The organism is Streptomyces olivochromogenes, assembly GCF_001514115.1.
Lineage (GTDB): Bacteria > Actinomycetota > Actinomycetes > Streptomycetales > Streptomycetaceae > Streptomyces > Streptomyces olivochromogenes.
The window spans coordinates 1-20,509 of sequence record NZ_KQ948498.1 but is presented as its reverse complement, the minus strand read 5'-3'; the positions used below and the strand labels follow the sequence as shown (position 1 = coordinate 20,509).

Genomic DNA, 20,509 nt, shown 5'->3' with positions numbered 1-20,509 from the left:
CGCCGAGGCCCGACGGGGCTGCGTCGGCGTGGCGGCAGCGCATACCTAAGCTTTCGGGGCGAGTTGGAAAGCCTCCGCCAATAGCTCGTACGAGCGCAGCCGGTCGATCGGGTCGTGGGTGAGCGTATTGACGATGATCTCGTCGACCTGGTGGGCACGGGCAAGTCCGATGAGTGCAGCCTTCACCTGATGGGGGGTCCCGGCCGCCAACTGTCGGCTGCTGTGGCCGACTCGCGCGTCCTCCTCGGCGGTCCACCTGTGGCTGCGCACTGTGGCGGGCGAGGGGAACGGCTCGTTGTGGCCGAGGTCTTTGCGACTGCGCCAGAGCAGAAAGCCTGCGGTCAGCTCTTGGGCCTTGGCTTCGGTGTCCGCCACCACCACCCGTACCGCGAGTGCGCTCTGTGTCGGGACATGCAGCGTACTGCTGCCGTGGAATGCGTCCAGTGCGGCAGTGCTCAGCTGTGGGCTCAGGAAGTGAGCGAAGGCGTAGCTGGTTCCGAGGGCGCCGGCGAGCCGGGCGGATCCGCTGCCGGCACCAAGCAGCCAGACGGTCGGCGGGGTGTAGCCCTGGTAGGGCTTGCCGAGGAGATCGATGACTTCGGCGAACCTGCGCGGAAAGTCCCGCGCGATGCCACCCGCACGGCCGATGCCGAGGTCGACGCGCCCCGGGTGAAGTGCCCCCAGGACGCCGAAGACTTCGGCGACCTTACGTGGCTCGTAGCGAGGCAGAAGCACGCCGCCGGAGCCGATGCGCAGTCGGCGGGTGTTCTCCAGCAGGCTGGCGACCATGATCTCGGGGGCGGTTCCGGCGAAACCCGCGGCCCCGTGGTGTTCGGCGACCCAGAAGCGGTGGTACCCGAAGCACTCGGCGCTCCGGGCCAGCTGGAGGGTAGCGATGAGCGCCTCGGCCGGCGCTCCGCCGGCCGGGATCGGGGACTGGTCGAGTATCGACAGGCGCAGGGTCATGAGGCCTGCCCGTGCGTGGTGGCCGGGATGATCCGGTAGTCGCGCTGGAAGACGAGGTTGTGCAGCTCGGCCGAGGCGATGGCGCGCAGCGTGGGGAGTTCCGCGGCGGCCTGCGGGGGTGTGAACGCGTTCAGTGGCCAGTCGCCCACGGTGCCACCGCGCAGGTGCGGGTGGTGGAATCCGGCGCCGTAGAAGGCGTGGAGGGTGATCGGGTTGATACCTACGGCCCGCTGCTCGGGCCAGGTCAGCGCCCATACCGCCGTTGTGCCGTCTTTGGATTTCCGGGCGCCGGTGGCGATGACCTCGCCGGTGCCGAGGAGCAGGTGTGCGTTGATCTCGTCGAGTGCCTGGCGGGCGTAGGGGTCGAGCAACTCAACCGTGGCGACGAAGAGTTCTTCCTTGGCCTGTCGGGAGACTGCGTCGCCGTGGGTGCCGTCGCGGAGGTCGGCGAAGTGCTTCAGCAGTGCGGCGGTGTGTGCGGGGTCGGCGTCGTACATGAGGAGGCTCTCCTGGTCGGGGTGGTGTTGCCTTGTGCGTGAGGCAGAGGTGAGTGACAAGCCCCGGGTGCTCGGCCGTCGTCAGGGCCAACTGCCCAGCGCGCCACATCACGACCGGTCGCCCCGTGTCCCGCTCGACGCGTCGCGACGTGGTGGTGCTCGGTCGGCCCTGCCTGCTGTTGCGCGCTCCCCCACCGGCAGCACCGCCGCCACCTGAGCGCTCTCTCCGCAACAACTCGCCCACCCGCCAGGTCTTTCCATGCCGCCGCACGATGCACCCTGCACGGCGCCCTGTGCCCGGCACGAGTGGGGGTCCCCTCTCGTGCCGGGCCGGAAGGCGCCGCGGTGCCCCGCTCGGGATCACAGCGGTCGGCCGTGATGTGTCAGGGTGCTTCGGTCACGTGGTCGGCTGTCCCGGGGTGACGGTGATGCCCTTGGGACCCCAGATCCGGCGGTACGAACCGTGGACGAGTTCGTCGAGCAGCGACGGGCCCTTCGGCACCCACCCCAGTTCGGTGCGCGCCATGGTCGAGTCCACCCGGCTGTTGCTGCCGAGGCCGGCGGCGGGCAGGGGGCCGAGGGCCTGGGCGAACTCCTCCTCGGTGGCGGACACGGCACTCCCGAAGCCGAACAGTTTCGCGATGCCCTCCGCGATGCGACGGAAGTCGCACTCGTCGGTGGCGAGGTTGTAGACGCTGCCGGCGGGCGCGTGTTCCAGCGCGAGAAGATAGGCGCCGGCCAGGTCGTCGAGATAGACGTTTCCGTACCGGTTCAGGCCGCGGCCGAGGTAGCGGCTCACCCCGTCGCGCAGAGAGGCGCGGAGCATCATGGGAAGCTGTTCGCTGCCGCCGTAGCCGTAGATCATGGTGGGGCGCAGCACGATGGTGTGGTCACCGGCCTGTGCGGCCTCCTGCACCATGACGTCCAGGCTGTACCGGGGCGCCAGTGGGGGAATGGGGGTGTAGCCGTCGTCCTCGGTGTGGACGATGTCGGTGGGCTCTCCCCCGGCGAGGTCGGTGTAGATGCCGGTGCCGCTGGTTCGGATGAAGCGCTTTCCGGTCCCCGCGATGGTCTTCAGCAGAGCGGTCGTGGACGCGGCGTGGTCTGCGCTCGCGGTCTCGATGACGGCATCGGCGCCCTCCACCGCGGCGCGGAGGGAGTCCGCGTCGTCGAGTGCACCGTGCACGGGCTCGATGCCGGCCGTGGTCAGTGTGCGTACGCCGAGGTCGTTGCGGACCAGGCCGGTGACGTCGTGCCCAGCAGTGAGCAGTCGCTGGGCTACAGCCCGGCCTATGTAGCCGGTCGCGCCGGTGATGAGTACCTTCATGATCGTCTCTCTTGGTGGGGGGTGTGATGCGATGGGCAGGGGGCATCCCGCACAGTCGGTGACTACCGAAAGCGATCTACCGTATGCGCAGGGTCTTGAGGGTGTGCAGTGATGCGGTGAGCAGTTCGGCGTAGCCGGCCTTGCTCATCCGGGCTGGAGGGTCGAAGCCGAGCACGTGCTGACTGGACACGTTCTGGGGTTCCGTGTACTTGAGGAGGCCTGCCCGGCCGTGGCGGCGTCCGAGGCCGGAGTCCTTCATGCCGCCCATCGGGGCGCCCTGGGAGGCGTAGGCAGAGGCGTAGCCCTCGTTGATGTTCACGGTGCCCGCTTCGATGCGGGCGGCGAGTCGGCGGGCTCGGCGGACGTCGCGGCTGAAGACGCTGGCATTGAGCCCGTAGACGGAGTCGTTGGCAGCGCGCACCGCCTCCTCCTCGTTCTCGAACGGGTAGACGGACACCACCGGCCCGAATGTCTCGTCCCGCCACAGCGGCACCTCAGGGGTGACACCGGTGAGCACGGTCGGCTCGTAGAAGTAGGGGCCGAGGTCCGGGCGTGGCCGGCCGCCCGCCACGACGGTCGCACCTGCGGCGCGGGCCTCCTCGACCTGGGTGCTGATCCGGTCCAACTGCCCTTGGGAGGTGAGTGAGCCCATGTCGGCCGTGAAGTCCAGCTGTGCTCCCAGCTTCATGGCCCGGACACGTGCGCCGAAGCGTGTGACGAACTGCTCGTACAGCGAGGTGTGGACGTAGATGCGCTCGACCGAGACGCACAGTTGTCCGGAGCTTGCGAAGCATGCTCGGACGGCGGAGTCCACGGTGTGGTCGAGGTCGGCATCGGCCAGCACCAGGAGCGGGTTCTTGCCGCCGAGCTCGAGGGAGCAGCCGATCAGGCGTCGACCGGCCTGTTCGGCGATGGTGCGGCCGACGGCTGTGGAGCCGGTGAAGCCGATGAAGTCGGCGTGCTCCATCATGGGCTCCCCCACCACGTTCGAACGGCCCAACACCACCTGCCACAGGTCTGCGGGAAGGCCCAGCTCCTGGAGCAGAGCGCGGGGCCAGAGGCTGGACAGCGCGGTCTGGTTGTCGGGTTTATGGACCACCGCGTTGCCGGCCAGCAGGGCCGGGATCACGTCCATGCCCAGGGCCAGGGGGTAGTTCCACGGCGTGATGATGCCCACGACACCCTTCGGGTGAGGTGTCTCGACCGCCCGGGTGAGCAGGGGGAAGGCGCCCTGCCTGCGGTGGGGCCGCAGGACCTTCGGGGCCTGTCGGGCGGCGTACAAAGTCGACGACGCCGCTTCCAGCAGTTCCTCGAAGGCGTGGTGGCGCGCCTTGCCGTTCTCCCACTGGAGCAGATCGAGGATCTCGTTCCGGCGGGACAGCATCACGTCGTGGAGCCGCAGGAAGGGCTCGGCTCTGCGACGCGCAGGCAGGGCGGCCCACCTGCGCTGGGCCTCACGCGCAGCGGCGAAGGCATCGGCGACGTCCGTGGCCGTGGACTGGGGAAGAACGGCGAGCGCGTCGCCGGTGAACGGGGCGGTCGTGGCCACCGGTTCGCCGGTGGCGGCGACCCCTGCCGTCAGCCTCCGGACCAGCGGGGCGTCCGGCCGTCCCGCGCCGACAGCGGAAGTACTCCTTCGACTCTCCGAGGACTGTCTCATCGGTCACCTCCAAACAGGATTCCATCCATGCCATGGCGTTCCCACCGACAGAGCCCACCATGCGATGTACATGGACGATGTATAGGAAAACATGTACTAAGTACAGGCGTCAAGCAAAGAAGGGCACTTCGCACCGAGGCCTTCACACCGAGGCTCAACGGCCGAGCGGAGGCTCCACGCAGGCCCCGCGCGGCGGCGTCGACCCGTACGACCCGCAGCTCCGCCGCTCCGCAGACCCCGATCGACCCAACACCCCCGCGCACCCATGTCAGGCCAAGGGCGCCGTCGGCCGGACATGGGGGTCACCCCTCCGCCTTGACACTCGTACGCCGTACATGTTCACCTGTACAGCATGCATGTACAACGTACAGTCCAGGAAGGTGGGACGTCGGATGAATGAGAACCGAGCAGGAGGCGGGCGCAATGCGCTGGCCAACCCGCTTGCCCTGCGCAGCGGCATCACGCTGCCGAACCGGCTTGCCAAGGCCGCGACCAGCGAACATCTCGCGGACCGTCGTGGGGCACCCACCAATCAGCTCATCACCGCCTACCGCACGCTGGCGCTCTCCGGGACCGGGTTGCTGATCAGCGGCAACGTCATGGTCGACGGCACGGCGCTGGAAGCGCCGCGCAACGTGGTCATCGAGGACGGCCGACACCATGAGCAACTGCGTCGTTGGGCCGCGGTGACCCAGGGCACCGACGCCAAGTTCATCCTGCAGCTGTCACACCCCGGGCGGCAGACCATGCGAGGCAACGTGCTCCCCGGGCGTCGCCACGACGTCGTCAGCTCCTCCGCGGTGCCCCTCGCCGTGGGTGGCAGCGCGCTGTTCCGGACGCCACGCGCCCTGTCCGACGCGGAGATCACCGCGATCATCGGCCGCTTCGCCCTTACCGCCAAGGTCGCCGCCGATGCCGGCTTCCACGGTGTAGAGATCCACGCCGCACACGGCTACCTCTTCAACCAGTTCCTGTCGCCGCTGGTCAACCAGCGCACCGACCGCTGGGGCGGCTCGCTGGAGAACCGAATGCGGCTGCTCATCGAGACGGTGCGCGAGGTCCGGGCAGCGACCTCCGACCAGTTCTTGATCGCGGTCAAGCTCAATTCGGCCGACTTTCAGCGCGGCGGCTTCGACGCCGAGGACTCCCTGGCCGTCGCCCGGGCCCTGGAGCATGAGGGCATCGACCTGTTGGAGATCTCCGGCGGAACGTTCGAGAGCGCCGCCATGGTCGCGGGTGCGTCGCAGCGGGAGTCGACCCGTAAACGGGAAGCCTTCTTCCTCGAGTTCGCGGAGCAATTCTCCCAGGAAGTGTCGGTGCCCCTCATGCTGACGGGAGGATTCCGCAGTCGGCAGGGCATGAACGACGCGTTGGACAGCGGTGCGGTCGACGTCGTCGGACTGGCGCGCCCCATCACCTACGAACCGGACCTGCCGAAGCGCCTCCTGGACGGAACCGCCGAGAAGAGCCTGGTGACGCCGAAGACACTCGGCCACAAGAACATCGACGACCTCCTCAACAGTGCCTGGCACCAACAGCAGATCGCCCGCATGGGCCGTGGTAAGGCCGTTCGCCCCGCTCGCGGCCCCGCGACCGCTCTCGCGATCGCTCTCCTCACCACCGCCCGGGACCTCTTGCTCCCCCGGCTGGCACCCAGCTGAGCGCAGCATTCTCCCCGTCTCGCGCGCTGCGGTGAGCCGCCCGCACCGCTGACCTCACACCCCAAGGAGAACGTCATGGATCTGCGACTGACGGACAAGGTCGTGGTCGTCACCGGTGCCGCCTCAGGCATCGGACAAGCCACTGCCCGCCTGCTCACCGAGGAAGGAGCCGTGGTGGTCGGTGTCGACCGCGATCCGGTCGACGCCGGTCTCGGCGCCCGGGGCACCGCCGTCCAAGCCGACCTCACCGACCCCGCCGCGCCCGCGCGGGTGATCGCCGCCGTGCTCGAACAGCACGGCCGCATCGACGCCCTGGTTAACAATGCCGGGGGGCTGCAGGCCCGTTCCAGCTTCCTGGACATCACCGACGAACAGTGGCTGGCCACTTTCGATCTCAACTTCCACGCCGCCCGCCGCATGAGCCGCGCCGCCGTGCCCGCCATGCTCGGTGGCGGCAGCCTGGTCCATGTCGGCAGCGACTCCGCGCGGCTGCCGGAGATCGGCAACATGGACTACGCGGCAGCCAAGCTTTCGCTGCTGGCACTGTCCACTTCACTGGCCACCGAGTTCAGCCCGCGGGGGATCCGCTCGAACGTCGTCATCCCCGGGCCCACCCGTACCCCGCTGTACGACCGGCCCGGCGGCTTCGGCGATCAGGCCGCCGAGCTGTGGAGTACGGACAGGGAGAGCGCGATCACCCGCATGGTGACGGAGATCCGGCCGCTGCTCACGGGCCGGATTGGACAGCCGGACGACGTCGCACAGGTCGTCGCCTACCTCGTCTCACCCCTGTCACGCCAGGTCACCGCTGCGGAGTGGGACGTCGACGGCGGTGCCCTGCGCCAGATCTGACCACTGTGCGTGCCCGAAACTGTGTCACCCGGCGCGTGCACGTAGCCGAAGTCACGTCACCGAGCACCCCACTGGAACGCGGGCCGGTCGACAGACCCGCGACCACCTCATGAACCCCGACGACCGCGCCGAGTCGATGGACATGAGACGAGGCACAACGTTCTATCCCCAGGAGAGCCTCATGCCCCCGATCGGTAAGCCGAAGACCGGCACGATCGTCCTCATCCACGGTTTGTGGATGACTCCGCGCAGTTGGGAACAGTGGAGCGACCGATACACCGCCTCCGGCCACCGCGTACTGGCACCGGCCTGGCCCGGGTTGGAGCGCGAGGTGGAGGAACTGCGACGCGACCCGTCCTCGATCGCGGGTGTCGGACTGGGCGAGATTGCCCATCACTACGAACAGACCATCCGCGGCCTGGACGAGCCGCCGATCATCATGGGCCACTCCTTCGGGGGCGCGCTCGTGCAGATCCTTCTGGCCCGGGGCCTCGGCGTCGCCGGCGTGGCCATCGATTCAGCGCCGGTCAAGGGTGTGCTTCCGGTCCCGCTGTCCACGCTCAGATCGGCCTGGCCCGTGCTGGGCAACCCTGCCAACAAGAACAAGGCAGTGGGCCTGACTCCCCGCCAGTTCCATTACGCGTTCACCAACACACTGAGCCATGAGGAATCGCAGGCGGTCTACGACCGTCACCACGTGCCCGGCTCCGCACGCGTCCTCTATCAGGGCGCGTTGGCCAACTTCACCCCTCGTGCCACCACCCGTGTCGACTTCCGCAACAACAGCCGTGCTCCGCTGCTGTTCATCGCCGGAGGAGCGGACCACATCGTCCCGCCGAAGGTGAACAAGGCCAACGCCCGTCTCTACCGCAAGTCGTCGGCCATCACCGATTACCACGAGTTCCCTGGCCGCTCCCACTACACCGTCGGACAGGACGGCTGGGAGGAAGTCGCCGACTTCGCCCTGGCCTGGGCGGTCCACAACAGCCAAGCCCACGCCTGAAACGCCGGCCGTCCCGCGTAGGTCGGCGATCACGGCTGCGGAGGCACAGTGTCCTTCGGTCCGGCGTCCGCTGGTTTCCCAGCCTCTTGCAGGGCATCGCGGAGCGCTGCGCGAGAGGTGATGCCCAGTTTGGGGAAGACCTGGTAGAGGTGGCTTCCCACGGTCCGCGGCGAGAGGTGCAGCCGTTGACCGATTTGCTTGTTCGTCATACCCGCGGCGGCGAGCCTCGCGATCTCGTACTGCTGAGGTGACAGGCGGGTGTCCGGCGAGGCGCCGGCTTGGACGGCCGCGAGGCCTGATGCGCGCAGTTCGCTCCGCGCGCGGTCGGCCCAGGGCGATGCCCCCAGCTGCGTGAAGGTCGTGAGGGCGGCGTTGAGCTGTTCACGCGCTGTCTGCGTGGCCTTGGCGCGCCGAAGGCGTTCGCCGTAGAAGAGCCGGATGCGGGCAAGGTCGAACGGCCAGGTGTCGGCGCCCTGTAGAGCCAGCGCGCGTGCGAACTGTGCCACGAACCGGTCGTCGTCGGCGGTCATGGCTGCCGCGCCGTGCGTCACCAGCGCCAGCCTGCCCGATATCGCGGGCACTTGGGCGCGGCGCAGCGCTGCGACGTGCGCCTCGGCTTCGTCGTGCCGACCGGAGAGAATGGCCGACTCCACGAGATCCGGGATCAGCCACAGGGTAGGTGCCTGGAAATGCGGAAGGACACCGGCGGGGCTGATCGAGGTCGCCTGCAGGAATGCCACTTCGTATTCTCCGCGGCCGAGAGCCGCTCTCGTTCTGATCTCCGCGGCCAGGGCGAGGAGGAGCTGGCTACGCCTGGGTGCCGCGAAACGCGTGATCTCGTCGGCGAGGTCCTCCGCCCGGTCGGAGTCTCCGCGTGTCGCCGCGAGCAGGGCTTGATGGTGGAGAAACGTCTGGGCGAGGAGGTGGTAGCCGTGCCGACGGCTGAGCCGCAGGCCTTCCTCACTGAGGTGAGCGAGCTGATCCCACTCCCCGGATTCGTAGCAGTGCCGGCTCAGCAGATTCATCGCGTGGATCGTCAGCGTGACATGTTCGCCTTCGCGCCCCTCCCCCAACAGCCTCTGCAGTGCCGGACGGCAGGTCTCCAGGCGGCCGACGTACTGGCCGGCCATGCCGATCCGGATCACCTCTACGGGGTCCGCCGCCGCGAGTCTGCCGACCGCGTCGTCGAGTCGGCGCAGGTCAGGGAGCGAGGTGTGGACCGGATCGCCGAGACAGCTCAGCATCAGCGCCAAAGATTCCGGGACGCGGGGAGTCAGACGCGTGACGGCTCGTTCGAGGGGTTCCCGGAGTTCCGCGCGGGCGCCGAAGAAGCTGATCCACGCCAGCGTGTACAGGCCGTCCTGAAGGACGTCGTGCGGTGTGTCCGCCCGGCTCAGTCCGGCGTCGACTCCCTTGATCAGCAGACGGTACGCGGAGTCGACGTCCCCGATACCGCTGAGCAGGAGGTGGTGGGCGGCCGCGAGCGCCGTGGTCAACGAGGTCGCATCGGCGTCGTGGGTCGGCCGGCAGGCTTCCAGGAGCCGCGGCACGTCGAGCAGGTTGCCGGTCGCGTCCGTGCCGAGGTAGGCGGCTGCGGCGGCCCTGCGGCTCCGGTCGCGCCTGTCCGGGCTGAGACCGGCCGCTCGGGTGAAGGCGGCGACCGCACCGGCGACGTCGCCGCGTCCGCGCGCCCGGCGGGCCAGTTGCTCCAGAAGCTCGGCGACCTGCTCGTCCGGCTCGACCGCCGCGTGCGCGAGGTGCCAGGTGCGGCGCTCCTCGTCTCCGTCGGGCCGCCGTGCCAACGCCTCGTGAGCCCTGCGCTGCTCACCGGCGGTGGACAGCTCCACCACGGCCGAGCGGATCAGCGGATGGCGGAAGTGCAGACGTGCCTTCGCACGATCCAGGTCTATCAGTCCGGTTTCTTGTGCGTCTCGCAAGGCCTCCGTCACCACATGGTCAGGCAGCAGCGACCGTGGGGCCGACAGGTCACCGGTGCCGTCCAGTACCGCCAGCAGCAGCAGATGTCGGCTGGACGGTGGGAGTTCGGCCACTCGGGAGACGAAGACCGCCTGTAGGCGTCGGCTGAGCGGCAGCACGTGAGGCAGCGGCGCGGATCCCGACCGTTGGGCCGCGTCGAGTGCGGTCGGCAACTCCTGGAGAGTCAGCGGGTTACCGAGCGCCTCCGCCAGGAGCCGCCGACGTACCTCTGGGGGCAGGGCGGGAAAGCGATCCGTCAGCAGCGCGGCCGCCGACTGATCGTCCAGCGGTGCGAGTTCGTGGACGCGCGCGGCGTCGGATCCACCATGCGCGCTGTGATCGTCGCGGGTGACGGCCAGCATCCCGATCCGGGTCGCGGCGAGGTCGAGTGAGCGCAGCACCTTGGCACTCCCCTGATCCAGCCACGGAAGATCGTCGATCGCCAGCAGGAGGGGGCGGGCTTGCGAGGCGTGTCGGAGCAGGGCCATGGTGGCGCCCGTGACGGCGTGCTGCGCAGGGGCCTGTCCGGATGCGAAGCCGAGGGCCACCGAGAGTGCGTTCCTGTGCTGGTCGGAGAGGTCGGCCAGCCCGTCGAGCAGCGGATGCAGAATCTGGTGGAGCCCGGCGAAGCGCAGGTCACCCTCGAACTCCGCGCCGGCCGCCCGCAGTACGCGGACGCCTCCGTCGACGGCTCGCGCCGCTGCGGCATGCAGGAGCGCGCTCTTGCCGACACCCGCGTCTCCGGTGACCAGTAGGGACCCGCCGGCGTTGTCGGCGGCGCCGTCGACGAAGGCGCCGATGGCGGCGAGATCGTGGTCGCGGCCGTAGAGCGTCTGACGCGGGTCGGCTGGAGAGATGACGCAGGTCCTCATGACGTGCCTCGCAAGTGTCTCTCTGCCGAACATACGCCGTCGGACCGACGGGTGGTACGGCTGAGCAGCGGGAGGTCCCGGCCGAATGCGGCACGGCCGGGACGGTTGTGCGGTCGGCTCACCGGCCGGTTCACCAGCAGGTTCACCAGCAGGTTCACCGGCCGGTGGCAGCTCGCTTGATCAGGTGGGCGACGGCGTCGGGTCGGGACTCGTAGATGGCGTGGCTGCCCGGTACCTCGACGACGGACGCTCCCGTGCGCTCGGCCATCGCCCGCTGGGCCGGCGGCGGGATCATGTGGTCGTCGGCGGCGACCAGATACCAGCTCGGCTTGTGCCGCCAGGCCGGCTCGGTCACCCTGCCGCCGAGCGCGTCCACGCCCCACGGAACCTGCGAGTCCGCGAGGAAGGACGCGCGGTCGGCGGAGAGGTCGCCGGCGAACGACGCCCGGAACTTTTCGCGGTCGAGGAACAAGTACCCGTCCCTGGGCGGCAGGATCGGCGGGACCGGGGCGCCCGGCGGCGGGTCGGCGGTCAGCGACCCGACGGACTCGCCCTTGTCCGGCGCGAACGCCGCGATGTAGACGAGAGCCGCGACCTTGTCGTGGGTACCGGCCTCGCTGATGACGGCGCCGCCGTACGAGTGGCCGACCAGCACGGTGGGACCGTCCTGCAGCCCGAGCACCCGCCGGGTCACGGTGGCGTCGCCATCCAGCGACAGGGTCGGATTCTGCACGATGCTCACGTGGTAGCCGTCCACGCTGAGCAGGTCGTACACCGCCCGCCAGCCGGAACCGTCGACGAAACCGCCATGCACTAAGACCACGTTTCGGGTGGGATCACCGGTATTCATTCGCTTCCTCCTCACGAGTGCTGCCGCCACGCTAGGCCCGTCAACAGCCCCGCCGATTCAGTCAAATGACGTGGATCGCCGGCAGAGAGACCCTGCGCGGCCTTGTCGCCGGTCGGCGGTGGAGGGCGAAGCTCCGCACCGGACGGCGGGCGGCGGCTCACTCCGTGGTGGGCTCCTCGTTGCTCAGGGCGTCACGTAGTCCGGCCCTGGTGGTCACGCCGAGCTTGGGATAGATCTGATAGAGGTGCGTGCTCACTGTGCGCGGCGACAGAAAGAGGTGCTCGGCGATCTGCTTGTTCGTCAGACCCGCTGCCGCCAGCATCGCTATCTCCCGCTGTTGCGGCGTCAGTGCCGCGATGCCACCCGCCTGAAGCTTCCCCCGTGATCCGCCGGCGGCCCGTAGTTCCTTGCCGGCGAGGGCGGACCACGGTGTGGCATCGAGCCGCTGGAAGGTGTCGAAGGCCTCGGTGAGATGCCTGCGCGCCTCGGCCATGGCTCGGCCGTGGCGGAGGCGTTGCCCGTAGGACAGCTGGATCCTGGCCCGGTCGAAGGGCCACCGTTCCGCTCCGGCGACGGCGAGTGCTGCTTCGAAGTGGTCCGCGAACCGCCCGTCGGGAGACACCATGCCGGCGGCTCCCGCTGTGACGAGTGACAGGCGGGGGGAGATCGCGGGGATGTCCATGTCCCTCAGTGCGGCGACGTGCCGAGCGGCCTCGGTGCGCAGGCCGGCGCGTACCGCTGCCTCGACGAGATCCAGAGCGGTCCACAGGGCGTAGGGGGCATAAGGCTGCAACTTCCCCGGCGGAGTGATCGAGGAAGCACGGACGAAGGCCTCCTGATACTTACCGCGCCCGAGCGACAGGAGGGCCTCGATACCGTGCCCGTACGCGAGGAGGAGCCCGACTCCGCGCGGTGCCGCCCAGCGAGTCATCGCCTCGGCTGCGGCCCGCGCGCGCTCGGTCCGGCCCCGCGCCGCCGCGATCACAGCGTCCTGATGGACGTACAGCCATCTCAGCAACGGGTAGCCGTGCAGCTCGCACAGGCGTATCCCTTCGTCGCACAGCTCCAGCGCCTCATCCCATTGGCCGGCGAAGAAGTCGTCGTTGGCCAGGATGACCTCGGTCTGGATCTGCGAGGTGACGGCACCGCCCTCCCTGCCGTGGTCGACGACCGCCTGCACGGGGCCTCGGCACGCGCGCTGTCGATCCACGTAGGCACCGGCGATGGCGACACGCGCCACGTATGCCGGATCGGGCTCCTGGCTCAACCCACCGATCAAGTCGTCGAGTTCGTCGAGTACCGGCAGGGCCTGATGCGCGGGATCCCCGAAGGCCTTGGCGAGGACGGTCAGATATCGCGGTGGCGCCGGTCTGAAACGTCCCATCAAGCCGTCCAACGGCGGCCACAGTTCCGCCCGGCCGCCGAACACGCAGATGGCGATGAGAAACCAGAGGGCTTCGATCAGGCCGTCGTCCTCGCCGTCCAGCACCTCGCGAGTCGCGATGGCCCCGAAGAGCATGCGGTGCGCCGCATTGACGTCGCCCTCACCGTTCAGCAGATACGCGGCCGCCGCGACCGCCGCGGCCAGCGCGTCGGCACCGCCCGGGTCGGCATGCTGCGCGTCGGCCAACAGCCGCGGCACACTGCCGATGTCCCCCGTGACCTCTGCTCCGATGTACGCCGCGCGTGCCAGCCGCCGGCCGCGGTCCCGGCCGGCGGGGGTGAGGTCGGCCGCGCGCAGCAGGGCGGAGAGCGCGCCGACCGCATCGCCCCGACGGAGGATCCGGTCCGCCGTCTGCTCCAGGAGCACCGCGATGGACTCGTCCGGGACTTCGGCGGCCTCGGCCAGATGCCAGGCGCGGCGGTCGGGCTGGTCCGGCATCTGCGCGGCGATCGCCGCATGGAGGTCGCGCCGCTGCTGATCGGTGGACATCGCGATGACCGCGGACCGCATCAGCGGGTGCCGGAACGCGAGCCGACGCCGCTCACCGTTGACCCGTATCAACTGTGCACGCTCCGCCGGGGCGAGGTCGTCGATGGCGCTCGCGCCGAAGGCCGCGACGAGGATGCCGAGGTCACCGGTGGCGTCGAGCGCGGCGAGCAACAGGGCGCGCCGGGTCTCGGCCGGAAGCGGATCGACCCTGGCGGCGAACAGATGCTCCAGCCGCTGGCTCAACGGCAGTGCCGGAGCCGTCTGCCGTTCATGGCTGCGATCGGCCGCTCGCGAAGGCAGTTCCAGCAGCGCCAGCGGATTCCCGGCCGCCTCAGCGAGCACTTGCTGGCGCACTCTTGGCGCAAGTGCCGGGTAGCGCCGGTCGATCAGGCTGGCGGCGGCGGTCTGGCCGAGCGGCATCACCTCGACGGCCGCCAGCCCGCCGCCGTCGAAGAAGCTCGACTCACCCGTGCGGAAGGCGCCGAGAAACCCGATCCGGGCGCCGACGAGCCGACGCGCGACGAACGCCAGTACCGCCGCGCTCATACGGTCCAGCCACGGCAGGTCGTCCACGATCACCAGGAGCGGACCGTCACCCCTGGCCAGCCCGAGGAGCGACAGCGCCGCGTTCGATACGGCCAGGCGGTCGGGCGGCGCCCCCTCGTCGAGCCCGAGCGCCGTCGCCAGCGTGCGCCGCTGCTGCCCGCTCAACCCGTCGAGCTGCGACAGGAACGGCGTCAGCAGCCGGTACAGAGCGGCGTACGCCAGATCCGTTTCGACCTCGACGCCGACGGTACGAATGACGGGGACCCCACTCGCGGCAGCAGCCTCTTCGGCGGCATCGAGCAGGACCGTCTTACCGACGCCGGCTTCCCCGTAGAGCACAAGGGCATCCCCGTCACTCGCTGCACGAAGCACGAACTCCTCAACGACCTTCAGTTCGTGCTCCCGCCCGACCAACATGCCATCCGCTGCTGGCAATTGGCTGTCGTGCGGTTTCTGTCTCGGGCCGGCAGCCCCATCGTCAGGTGTCACAGCCCGCACGCTACCTGCGGTCCTACCGGCGCACCACGTGCAGGAACAGCGGCACTCGGCGCGGTACGAAGCCGGGAACGTCCGGGCGTGAGGCGCGCATCACCGTGCCGAGCGCGCTGCGCGGCCTCCGGACGGCCGACGTTGCCGCCCGCCAGGACGATTCGCACAGCCACGTCGTGATCGTGGCCGGGCACATGGTGATCGCGGCCGGGCACGTCGTGATCGCCCGGCGCGTCGTGATCTCGGCCGGGATGGTCATGGGAGGCAAACACCCGCGAGAGGCCGGTCTGTGGCCTCGGCCACGAGGTCGGACCGCACCCGCCTGGACACGCTCTGTTCGACAGCGCCGTGTGGCGTGCCGCTCGGACTTGGCCGGGGCTGAAGTAGCGGCGTGGGTTGTCGATCAGCATGGTGGTGGGTTGTCGATCAGCATGGTGTCCAGTTGCGCCTGGGTGACACCGGCCTGCAGCAGCGCTGGACGGACGTGGTCGTACAGGTGCGTGTAGTGCCAGTTCGGTGCGATCTGTTCGCGGACGCCTGGGGGGAACCAGTCGATGTGGCAGGAGGCGTCGTGGGAGACCACCATGTCGCCGCTGTGCCCGATGACGACGGCGCCGAGGTCGACGCCCTCGCTGCGCAGGATCTCCTGAGCGGTCAGCCTGGTCGGGGCGTGAGCGCTGGTGTGGACGGTGATCGGGGCTCCGGTGCGGAGGTGGGCCTGGGCCGCGGAGCGCATGACCCGCTCGACGCCGGGGGTGAGCTCGTCCTCGATCGCGCATTTCACCTGCACGGCCGTTGAATGATCACCCGCCGTCGGGCGCTCGTGAGCGGAGTCGCCGTTGCCGCGACGGCCGCGATGGTCGGCCCGGCCGGTTCCACCGCCGCGGCCGCCGACCACACCAAGGCCCAGTCGAAGGCCAAGCCGGCCATCGTTCTCGTGCACGGCGGGTTCGCCGACGCCTCCGGCTGGAACGGCGTCATCGAACGGCTCCAGCACAGCGGGTACAAGGCCATCGCCCCCGCCAACCCGCTGCGCGGCATCCCCACCGACGCCGCCTACATCGCGAGCGTCCTCGAATCGATCGAGGCACCGATCGTTCTGGTCGGCCACTCTTACGGCGGCGCCGTCATCACCAACTACACACTGGCGGACGTGCCGGACTACTTCCGCTACCACGGGCCCGGCACGCTGCTCGGCGGCCCCGAGAGCATGACCGACCTGTTCGTCCGTGAGCTCACCGAGGGCATCGCCGGCACCAGCATCAAGGCGGCCTTCCTGAGTCCCGCCCGGCCGGGGGAACCGGGCGAGACCGACTGGGCGGCGACGCGGGATGTGACGCCTCCGCTAACGGGCGGAAACCGCGTGGGCTGCCTGGTTGATGACGGCCGCCACAGCCGCGGGGTTGGACACGTAGACGGCGTGGCTGCCCGGGGTCTCGGTGACGGTCGACCCCGCCCGCTCGGACATGACTCGCTGGGCGGGCGGCGGGATCATGTGGTCATCGGTGGCGACCAGGTACCACGAGGGCTTGGTCCGCCAGGCCGGTTCCGACACCGTCCCGCCGAGCGCGTCCACGCCCCACGGCACCTGCGAGTCGGCCATGAAGGCCGCCACCGCCGCGGGCACGTCGGCGGCGAACGAGGCCGCGAACTTGCCCCTGTCCAGGAACAGGAACCCGTCCTTGGGCGGCAGGATCGGCGGAACCGGCGCACCGGGCGGCGGGTCGGCGATCAGGGAGCTGACGGACTCGCCCTTGTCGGGCGCGAACGCCGCGATGTAGGCAAGCCCGGCGACGTTCGGGTGGTTGCCCGCTTCGGTGATGACGACGCCACCGTAGGAGTGGCCGACCAGCACGGCAGGGCCGTCGAGGTCGTCGAGGATCTGGTGCGTCGCGGCGACGTCGCCGGCCAGTGACAGGGTCGGATTCTGCACGACGGTGACCCGGTAACCGTCGGCGGTCAGATGATCGTAGACGCCCTGCCAGCCCGAGCCATCGACGAATCCACCGTGGACCAGCACGATGTTCTTCACTTCGCTCACGGCATTGCCTCCTTCGCCCGGAATTCCGTTCCGGACTCGATCGGGATGATGACCCGAACGCTAGAAGGGCGGCAACAGCCTTCGATTGAGCCAAATGACGTAGTTCGTAAGGCGGCTGCCACGGCTACGTCATCTGACCTATGCGCGAGCGCGGGGCAACGCCGGTTGCCGTGGCCCTCATCGCCGTATCGCCAGGGACAACCCACGGCGCCGAGACGCACCGCGGCTGATCGGCCGCGGCGATCGACCATTCATCAACACGTGGCCGCGGAGGAGCAGTGTGCCCGGGCCTCACCCATGGCCCAGCAAGAACGGGGCCGTCCGTAGCCGACGGCCGGGACGAAGGCGACGGCGCCGCTGCGGCTTTCCCAGGTGTCGTCGGCTCAGGATGTGGATACGGGGCCGGGTGGCAGGTGGACCGTCATGATCAGGTGGCAGGGTTCGGTGCCGGCACCGCGGTAGGTGTGGGAGGCGTCGCCGTCGAAGGTGGCGGTCTGTCCGACTTCAACGGTGTGCTCGGCGCCGTCGACGATCAGGGTCATCCGGCCCGCGGTGACGCTGACGGTTTCCACGACTCCGGCCTGGTGGGGGTGGCTGGGGTACTCCTCGCCCGGTTCCAGTTTCCAGCGCCAGACCTCGACCGGCGCCGGGCCCGAGGTCGTCAGCATGAGCCGGGCCTCGCTGCCCTGCACTCCGGTCCACAACGGCATCACGGTGTCGGCGGCCACGACACGGACGCGACCTTCGGATGGCCCCTCCAGCAGAGCGGACACCGAGACGCCGAGGGTGTCGGCCAGCCGGACCAGGGTGGCGAAGTTCGGGTTGCCCTGCGCTTTCTCCAACCCGACGAGAGCCCCCTTGCTGACCTTGGCGCGACGGCCGAGTTCGTCCAGGGACAGGCCCGCGCGGGTGCGGGCCGCCCTGACGTTGTGCGCGAGCGTCCGCAGGGCTGCCTCTGTCTCGGCCATCCGATCACCATCCTCGCCAGTGGATCACTTTAGTGCACCGCCCGGTCGTTTGGTTGACACGCGCCAGTCGGTTCGTTGTACCGTCTAGTCGTTCCATCGAAATCGTAAGGGATGTACCGTGATCGCTCTGCTGCTGGCCCTGGGCAGCTCACTCGCCTACGGATGCGCCGATTTCCTCGGCGGCCTGGGGGCCCGTAAGGCTCATGTGCTGCGTACCGTGATGATCGCGGCCCCGGCCTCCCTCGCGGTCGAGCTGCTGCTGTGGCCGTTCCTCGGTGCCTCGTTCAGCGCCGGCACCCTCGGCTGGGGCGCCGCGTCCGGCATCGCCTCGGCCGCCGCATTCGCCCTGCTCTACCGCACCCTGGCGATAGGCCCCATGAACGTACTCTCGCCCGTCACCGCCCTCGTCTCCGCCGTGCTGCCCGTCGGCGTGGGCCTGCTGCAGGGTGAGCACCTGGGCACTGCCGGCCTGGTGGGCCTGCCGCTCGCGCTGGTCTCGGTGGTCCTGGTCAGCGCCGGACACGGCACCGGGTCGGCACGCCCGTCGCGCACCGCGCTGCTGTTGGCCTTCGGCGCCGGCGGTGCCATCGCCCTCCAGCTGATCTTCCTGCACCAGGCACCCTCCGACAGCGGCGTGGCCCCGCTGATCATCGGCCGGGCGGTCTCCTCTGCCGTCATCCTGGTCGCGGCCGGCCTCATGTACCGCAGGCTCGGCTCCGAGCGCCCCGCGTACGCGATGTCGACGGCCGCCGGCGTGCTGGACTCCATGGCGAACCTGTTGTTCCTCCTCGCCGCCCGCAGCGGGGACCTCAGCGTCGTCGCCGTGATCACCGCTCTCTACCCGGCGGGCACCGTCCTGCTCGCCCGCAGCGTGCTCGCCGAACGCATCCGTCACGGCCAGCTCGTAGGACTGGGCACCGCCGCCGTCGCCGTCAGCCTCCTCGCTCTCGCCTGAATCCCCGCTCCCCTCCCCCCCACCGCCGCCGCCAACTACGCAAGGAGCACAGCATGTTCATCCAGCCCTGGGACACCAGCCTGGACGAAGCCGAATGGCAGAGTTGGATCGCCGCAGGGCACGACTTCGGAATCCTGAGCGTCAACGGCCTGCCCAGCCACCCGCCCGTCGCCGTCCCCACCCACTTCACCGGCGACGGCGACCATCTCCTGGTCCACCTCGCCCGCCCCAACCCGGCCTGGAAGTCGATCGACCACGACCCGAACGTCCTGCTCACCGTCTTCGGCGACTACGCATTCATCCCCGGCCCATGGCGCGCCACAGCCGGCACCCCGCCCACCGACGGCGTCCCCACCAGCTACTACACGGCCGTCCAGTTCACCTGCCGGGCCCACATCATCGACGACCCCGAGGCCAAGGCCGAGCTGCTACGCCGCCAACTCGCCCACTTCCAGCCCGACGGCGACCACGCCCACGTCGCCGTCGACCAGCCGCCCTACGGCCGGATGCTGCCCGGCATCCGCGGCCTGCGCCTCGAAGTCACCGACGTGGTGGCCAAGTTCAAGTACGACGACCACAAGCCCGTCGAGCACCGCACCGCCGTCGCCGACCGCCTCACCGCACGCGGCCAGGGCCTCGACGTGCCCACCGCCCTCCAGCAGCGCCGCCGCCTGGACCGCATCGGACCCTGGAAGCCCTGACCCGCGCCCTTGCACACACACGCACACGCACACAGGAACGGAACCCCGCCCATGACCGTCTTCCGCCTCAGCCCCGCCGTCGCCGACGCCTTCCCCGACACCCTTGTCGCCCTGGTCACCGCGACCGGCCTGCGGAGCCATGAATCCTGGCCTCACACCACGGCCGCCGTGGAGGACCTGGAGCAGCAACTTGCCGACGGCGCCTGGCAGCCCGCCAACGAGAACGACCCCCGTATCGAGGCATGGCACACCGCCTACCGCGCCTTCGGCACCAACCCCCGCCGCATCCGCCCCAGCGTCGACGCGCTCGGTCGCCGCCTCGCGAAGAAGGGGGCCCTGCCGCGTATCAATCCGGCCGTCGACTCTTACAACGCCGTCTCCGTCCGTCACGGCCTGCCCGCCGGCGCCTTCGACCTCGACCACGTCACCGGCGACGTCGACATCCGCCACGCGGACGGCACCGAGACCTTCACCCCGCTCGGCGACCCCGACACCACCGAGAACCCCAAGCCGGGCGAGATCATCTACGCCGACACCACCGGCGTCCTGACCCGCCACTGGAACCACCGCGACGCCCACCGCACCCGCGTCACCAAGGACTCCACCCACGTCACCTTCGTCCTCGAAACCCTCCACGCCACCCGTGACGGCGACCTTCTCAAGGTCGCAGCCGAGGAGTTGCAGGGCCTGCTCATCCCGCACGCCGAACAGACATCGGTGCACTACCTCAGCCCGACACACGACCAGGCCAACACCTGAGGTCTCCAGGCGAATCGTCACCCAGCGCCGCGGGCCCTCCCCTGGCAGGGTGATGGGTCAGGCAGGGTGATGCATTCTCATGACACCAACGTGGTGGGCGGGCCTGGGGAGTTGGGTCGATCAGGCAATCCGACGGCATGTCGCCGGCTCTCCACATCAGCACCGCCACCAGGCCAAACCCCTTTCAGGGGCAAGTAGTCAGTAGCGGGTCAGCGTCAGTTACCTCGATCATGCGACCACTTGTGCGACATCCGCCGTGCTGCAGCGGTAGTTGATCGCGACCGTCGCTCCATCCTGCGCGAGGCATTCGATAACGCCTTCGCCGATGGCGCGACCGGCTCCGGCGCCACACGTCTGTCACCCGCCGAGGCACAGGCCCGTCAGTCCTACGACGCTTTGCGAACGGCCCCGGTACGCACCCCGAAAGAGGACCTCGGGGCGTGTGCATCCGG

18 protein-coding genes and 1 pseudogene are annotated in these 20,509 nt (G+C 69.6%); 8 read left to right on the top strand and 11 right to left on the bottom strand.

From position 1 onward, the window contains the following. Positions 1-45 precede the first annotated feature (45 nt). The 4 genes from AQJ27_RS50190 to AQJ27_RS50175 form a co-directional block, all read right to left on the bottom strand. The gene (locus tag AQJ27_RS50190; protein WP_067385599.1) at positions 46-966 is read right to left on the bottom strand and encodes an MsnO8 family LLM class oxidoreductase; all 921 of its coding nucleotides are present in this window, start codon (positions 964-966) and stop codon (positions 46-48) included. After that, positions 963-1,463 (bottom strand): hypothetical protein, encoded by a 501-nt coding sequence (locus tag AQJ27_RS50185; RefSeq protein ID WP_067385597.1) that lies wholly within the window; start codon positions 1,461-1,463, stop codon positions 963-965. The genes AQJ27_RS50190 and AQJ27_RS50185 overlap by 4 nt, the downstream gene beginning before the upstream one ends. Before the next feature lie 397 nt (positions 1,464-1,860). After that, entirely contained in the window at positions 1,861-2,790 is a 930-nt protein-coding gene (locus tag AQJ27_RS50180) for an NAD-dependent epimerase/dehydratase family protein (RefSeq protein ID WP_067385595.1), read from the bottom strand. 76 nt (positions 2,791-2,866) lie between these two features. Further along, on the bottom strand, positions 2,867-4,450 hold the full coding sequence (locus AQJ27_RS50175) for a succinic semialdehyde dehydrogenase (protein ID WP_079065930.1): 1,584 nt from the start codon (positions 4,448-4,450) through the stop codon (positions 2,867-2,869). A gap of 392 nt (positions 4,451-4,842) precedes the next feature. Here AQJ27_RS50175 and AQJ27_RS50170 point away from each other — a divergent pair, with 392 nt between their 5' ends. From AQJ27_RS50170 to AQJ27_RS50160, 3 genes are all read left to right on the top strand, one after another. Continuing rightward, complete coding sequence (locus AQJ27_RS50170; protein WP_067385593.1) at positions 4,843-6,111, top strand: NADH:flavin oxidoreductase/NADH oxidase family protein; 1,269 nt, start codon at positions 4,843-4,845, stop codon at positions 6,109-6,111. A 75-nt stretch (positions 6,112-6,186) separates the two neighbouring features. Next, a complete protein-coding gene (locus AQJ27_RS50165; protein ID WP_067385591.1) occupies positions 6,187-6,963 on the top strand; it encodes an SDR family NAD(P)-dependent oxidoreductase in 777 nt (258 codons plus the stop codon). A gap of 181 nt (positions 6,964-7,144) precedes the next feature. Further along, the gene (locus tag AQJ27_RS50160) at positions 7,145-7,966 is read left to right on the top strand and encodes an alpha/beta hydrolase (protein WP_067385620.1); all 822 of its coding nucleotides are present in this window, start codon (positions 7,145-7,147) and stop codon (positions 7,964-7,966) included. Between the two features lie 29 nt (positions 7,967-7,995). Here the strand turns inward: AQJ27_RS50160 and AQJ27_RS50155 are convergent, their stop codons facing one another. The 5 genes from AQJ27_RS50155 to AQJ27_RS55365 form a co-directional block, all read right to left on the bottom strand. Beyond that, a complete protein-coding gene (locus AQJ27_RS50155; RefSeq protein ID WP_067385589.1) occupies positions 7,996-10,815 on the bottom strand; it encodes a helix-turn-helix transcriptional regulator in 2,820 nt (939 codons plus the stop codon). A 154-nt stretch (positions 10,816-10,969) separates the two neighbouring features. Next, positions 10,970-11,665 carry an alpha/beta fold hydrolase gene (locus tag AQJ27_RS50150; protein ID WP_067385587.1) on the bottom strand — a complete coding sequence of 232 codons (696 nt, stop codon included), beginning with the start codon at positions 11,663-11,665 and terminating at the stop codon, positions 10,970-10,972. A gap of 157 nt (positions 11,666-11,822) precedes the next feature. After that, positions 11,823-14,561 carry a helix-turn-helix transcriptional regulator gene (locus tag AQJ27_RS60430; RefSeq protein WP_067385585.1) on the bottom strand — a complete coding sequence of 913 codons (2,739 nt, stop codon included), beginning with the start codon at positions 14,559-14,561 and terminating at the stop codon, positions 11,823-11,825. Positions 14,562-14,655: 94 nt separating this feature from the next. Next, the gene (locus tag AQJ27_RS57735; RefSeq protein WP_067385583.1) at positions 14,656-14,892 is read right to left on the bottom strand and encodes a hypothetical protein; all 237 of its coding nucleotides are present in this window, start codon (positions 14,890-14,892) and stop codon (positions 14,656-14,658) included. A gap of 144 nt (positions 14,893-15,036) precedes the next feature. Beyond that, positions 15,037-15,423, bottom strand: a complete 387-nt coding sequence (locus AQJ27_RS55365) for a phosphotriesterase family protein (RefSeq protein WP_067385581.1) — start codon at positions 15,421-15,423, stop codon at positions 15,037-15,039. A 9-nt stretch (positions 15,424-15,432) separates the two neighbouring features. Here AQJ27_RS55365 and AQJ27_RS60655 point away from each other — a divergent pair. Beyond that, a pseudogene (locus AQJ27_RS60655) lies at positions 15,433-15,960 on the top strand (alpha/beta fold hydrolase); the annotation flags it as partial. Between the two features lie 18 nt (positions 15,961-15,978). Here the strand turns inward: AQJ27_RS60655 and AQJ27_RS50125 are convergent. Together AQJ27_RS50125 and AQJ27_RS50120 are read right to left on the bottom strand one after the other, a co-directional pair. After that, positions 15,979-16,674, bottom strand: coding sequence for an alpha/beta fold hydrolase (locus tag AQJ27_RS50125; RefSeq protein ID WP_067385577.1), 696 nt, complete (start codon positions 16,672-16,674; stop codon positions 15,979-15,981). 383 nt (positions 16,675-17,057) lie between these two features. Then, positions 17,058-17,642 (bottom strand): helix-turn-helix domain-containing protein, encoded by a 585-nt coding sequence (locus tag AQJ27_RS50120; protein WP_067385575.1) that lies wholly within the window; start codon positions 17,640-17,642, stop codon positions 17,058-17,060. A gap of 118 nt (positions 17,643-17,760) precedes the next feature. On the opposite strand from AQJ27_RS50120, the gene AQJ27_RS50115 reads away from it, so the two are divergent. The 4 genes from AQJ27_RS50115 to AQJ27_RS58225 form a co-directional block, all read left to right on the top strand. Continuing rightward, positions 17,761-18,597: an EamA family transporter gene (locus AQJ27_RS50115; protein ID WP_067385573.1), complete on the top strand. Its 837-nt coding sequence runs from the start codon at positions 17,761-17,763 to the stop codon at positions 18,595-18,597. A gap of 53 nt (positions 18,598-18,650) precedes the next feature. Next, a complete protein-coding gene (locus tag AQJ27_RS50110) occupies positions 18,651-19,298 on the top strand; it encodes an FMN-binding negative transcriptional regulator (RefSeq protein ID WP_067385572.1) in 648 nt (215 codons plus the stop codon). A gap of 51 nt (positions 19,299-19,349) precedes the next feature. Continuing rightward, positions 19,350-20,057 (top strand): B3/B4 domain-containing protein, encoded by a 708-nt coding sequence (locus tag AQJ27_RS50105; RefSeq protein WP_067385570.1) that lies wholly within the window; start codon positions 19,350-19,352, stop codon positions 20,055-20,057. Between the two features lie 240 nt (positions 20,058-20,297). Beyond that, positions 20,298-20,509, top strand: a 212-nt coding sequence (locus AQJ27_RS58225) for a hypothetical protein (RefSeq protein WP_208948624.1), incomplete at its 3' end; no start/stop codon positions are given.

What these genes read in the sequence shown, in the direction of transcription:
- AQJ27_RS50105 (WP_067385570.1), top strand. Translation starts at nt 19,350, where the DNA reads ATGACCGTCTTCCGCCTCAGCCCCGCCGTCGCCGACGCCTTCCCCGAC.
- AQJ27_RS50175 (WP_079065930.1), bottom strand. Translation starts at nt 4,450, where the DNA reads ATGAGACAGTCCTCGGAGAGTCGAAGGAGTACTTCCGCTGTCGGCGCG.
- AQJ27_RS60430 (WP_067385585.1), bottom strand. Translation starts at nt 14,561, where the DNA reads ATGTTGGTCGGGCGGGAGCACGAACTGAAGGTCGTTGAGGAGTTCGTG.
- AQJ27_RS50110 (WP_067385572.1), top strand. Translation starts at nt 18,651, where the DNA reads ATGTTCATCCAGCCCTGGGACACCAGCCTGGACGAAGCCGAATGGCAG.
- AQJ27_RS50190 (WP_067385599.1), bottom strand. Translation starts at nt 966, where the DNA reads ATGACCCTGCGCCTGTCGATACTCGACCAGTCCCCGATCCCGGCCGGC.
- AQJ27_RS50165 (WP_067385591.1), top strand. Translation starts at nt 6,187, where the DNA reads ATGGATCTGCGACTGACGGACAAGGTCGTGGTCGTCACCGGTGCCGCC.
- AQJ27_RS50120 (WP_067385575.1), bottom strand. Translation starts at nt 17,642, where the DNA reads ATGGCCGAGACAGAGGCAGCCCTGCGGACGCTCGCGCACAACGTCAGG.
- AQJ27_RS50180 (WP_067385595.1), bottom strand. Translation starts at nt 2,790, where the DNA reads ATGAAGGTACTCATCACCGGCGCGACCGGCTACATAGGCCGGGCTGTA.
- AQJ27_RS50155 (WP_067385589.1), bottom strand. Translation starts at nt 10,815, where the DNA reads ATGAGGACCTGCGTCATCTCTCCAGCCGACCCGCGTCAGACGCTCTAC.
- AQJ27_RS50160 (WP_067385620.1), top strand. Translation starts at nt 7,145, where the DNA reads ATGCCCCCGATCGGTAAGCCGAAGACCGGCACGATCGTCCTCATCCAC.
- AQJ27_RS57735 (WP_067385583.1), bottom strand. Translation starts at nt 14,892, where the DNA reads ATGACCATCCCGGCCGAGATCACGACGCGCCGGGCGATCACGACGTGC.
- AQJ27_RS50185 (WP_067385597.1), bottom strand. Translation starts at nt 1,463, where the DNA reads ATGTACGACGCCGACCCCGCACACACCGCCGCACTGCTGAAGCACTTC.
- AQJ27_RS50170 (WP_067385593.1), top strand. Translation starts at nt 4,843, where the DNA reads ATGAATGAGAACCGAGCAGGAGGCGGGCGCAATGCGCTGGCCAACCCG.
- AQJ27_RS50150 (WP_067385587.1), bottom strand. Translation starts at nt 11,665, where the DNA reads ATGAATACCGGTGATCCCACCCGAAACGTGGTCTTAGTGCATGGCGGT.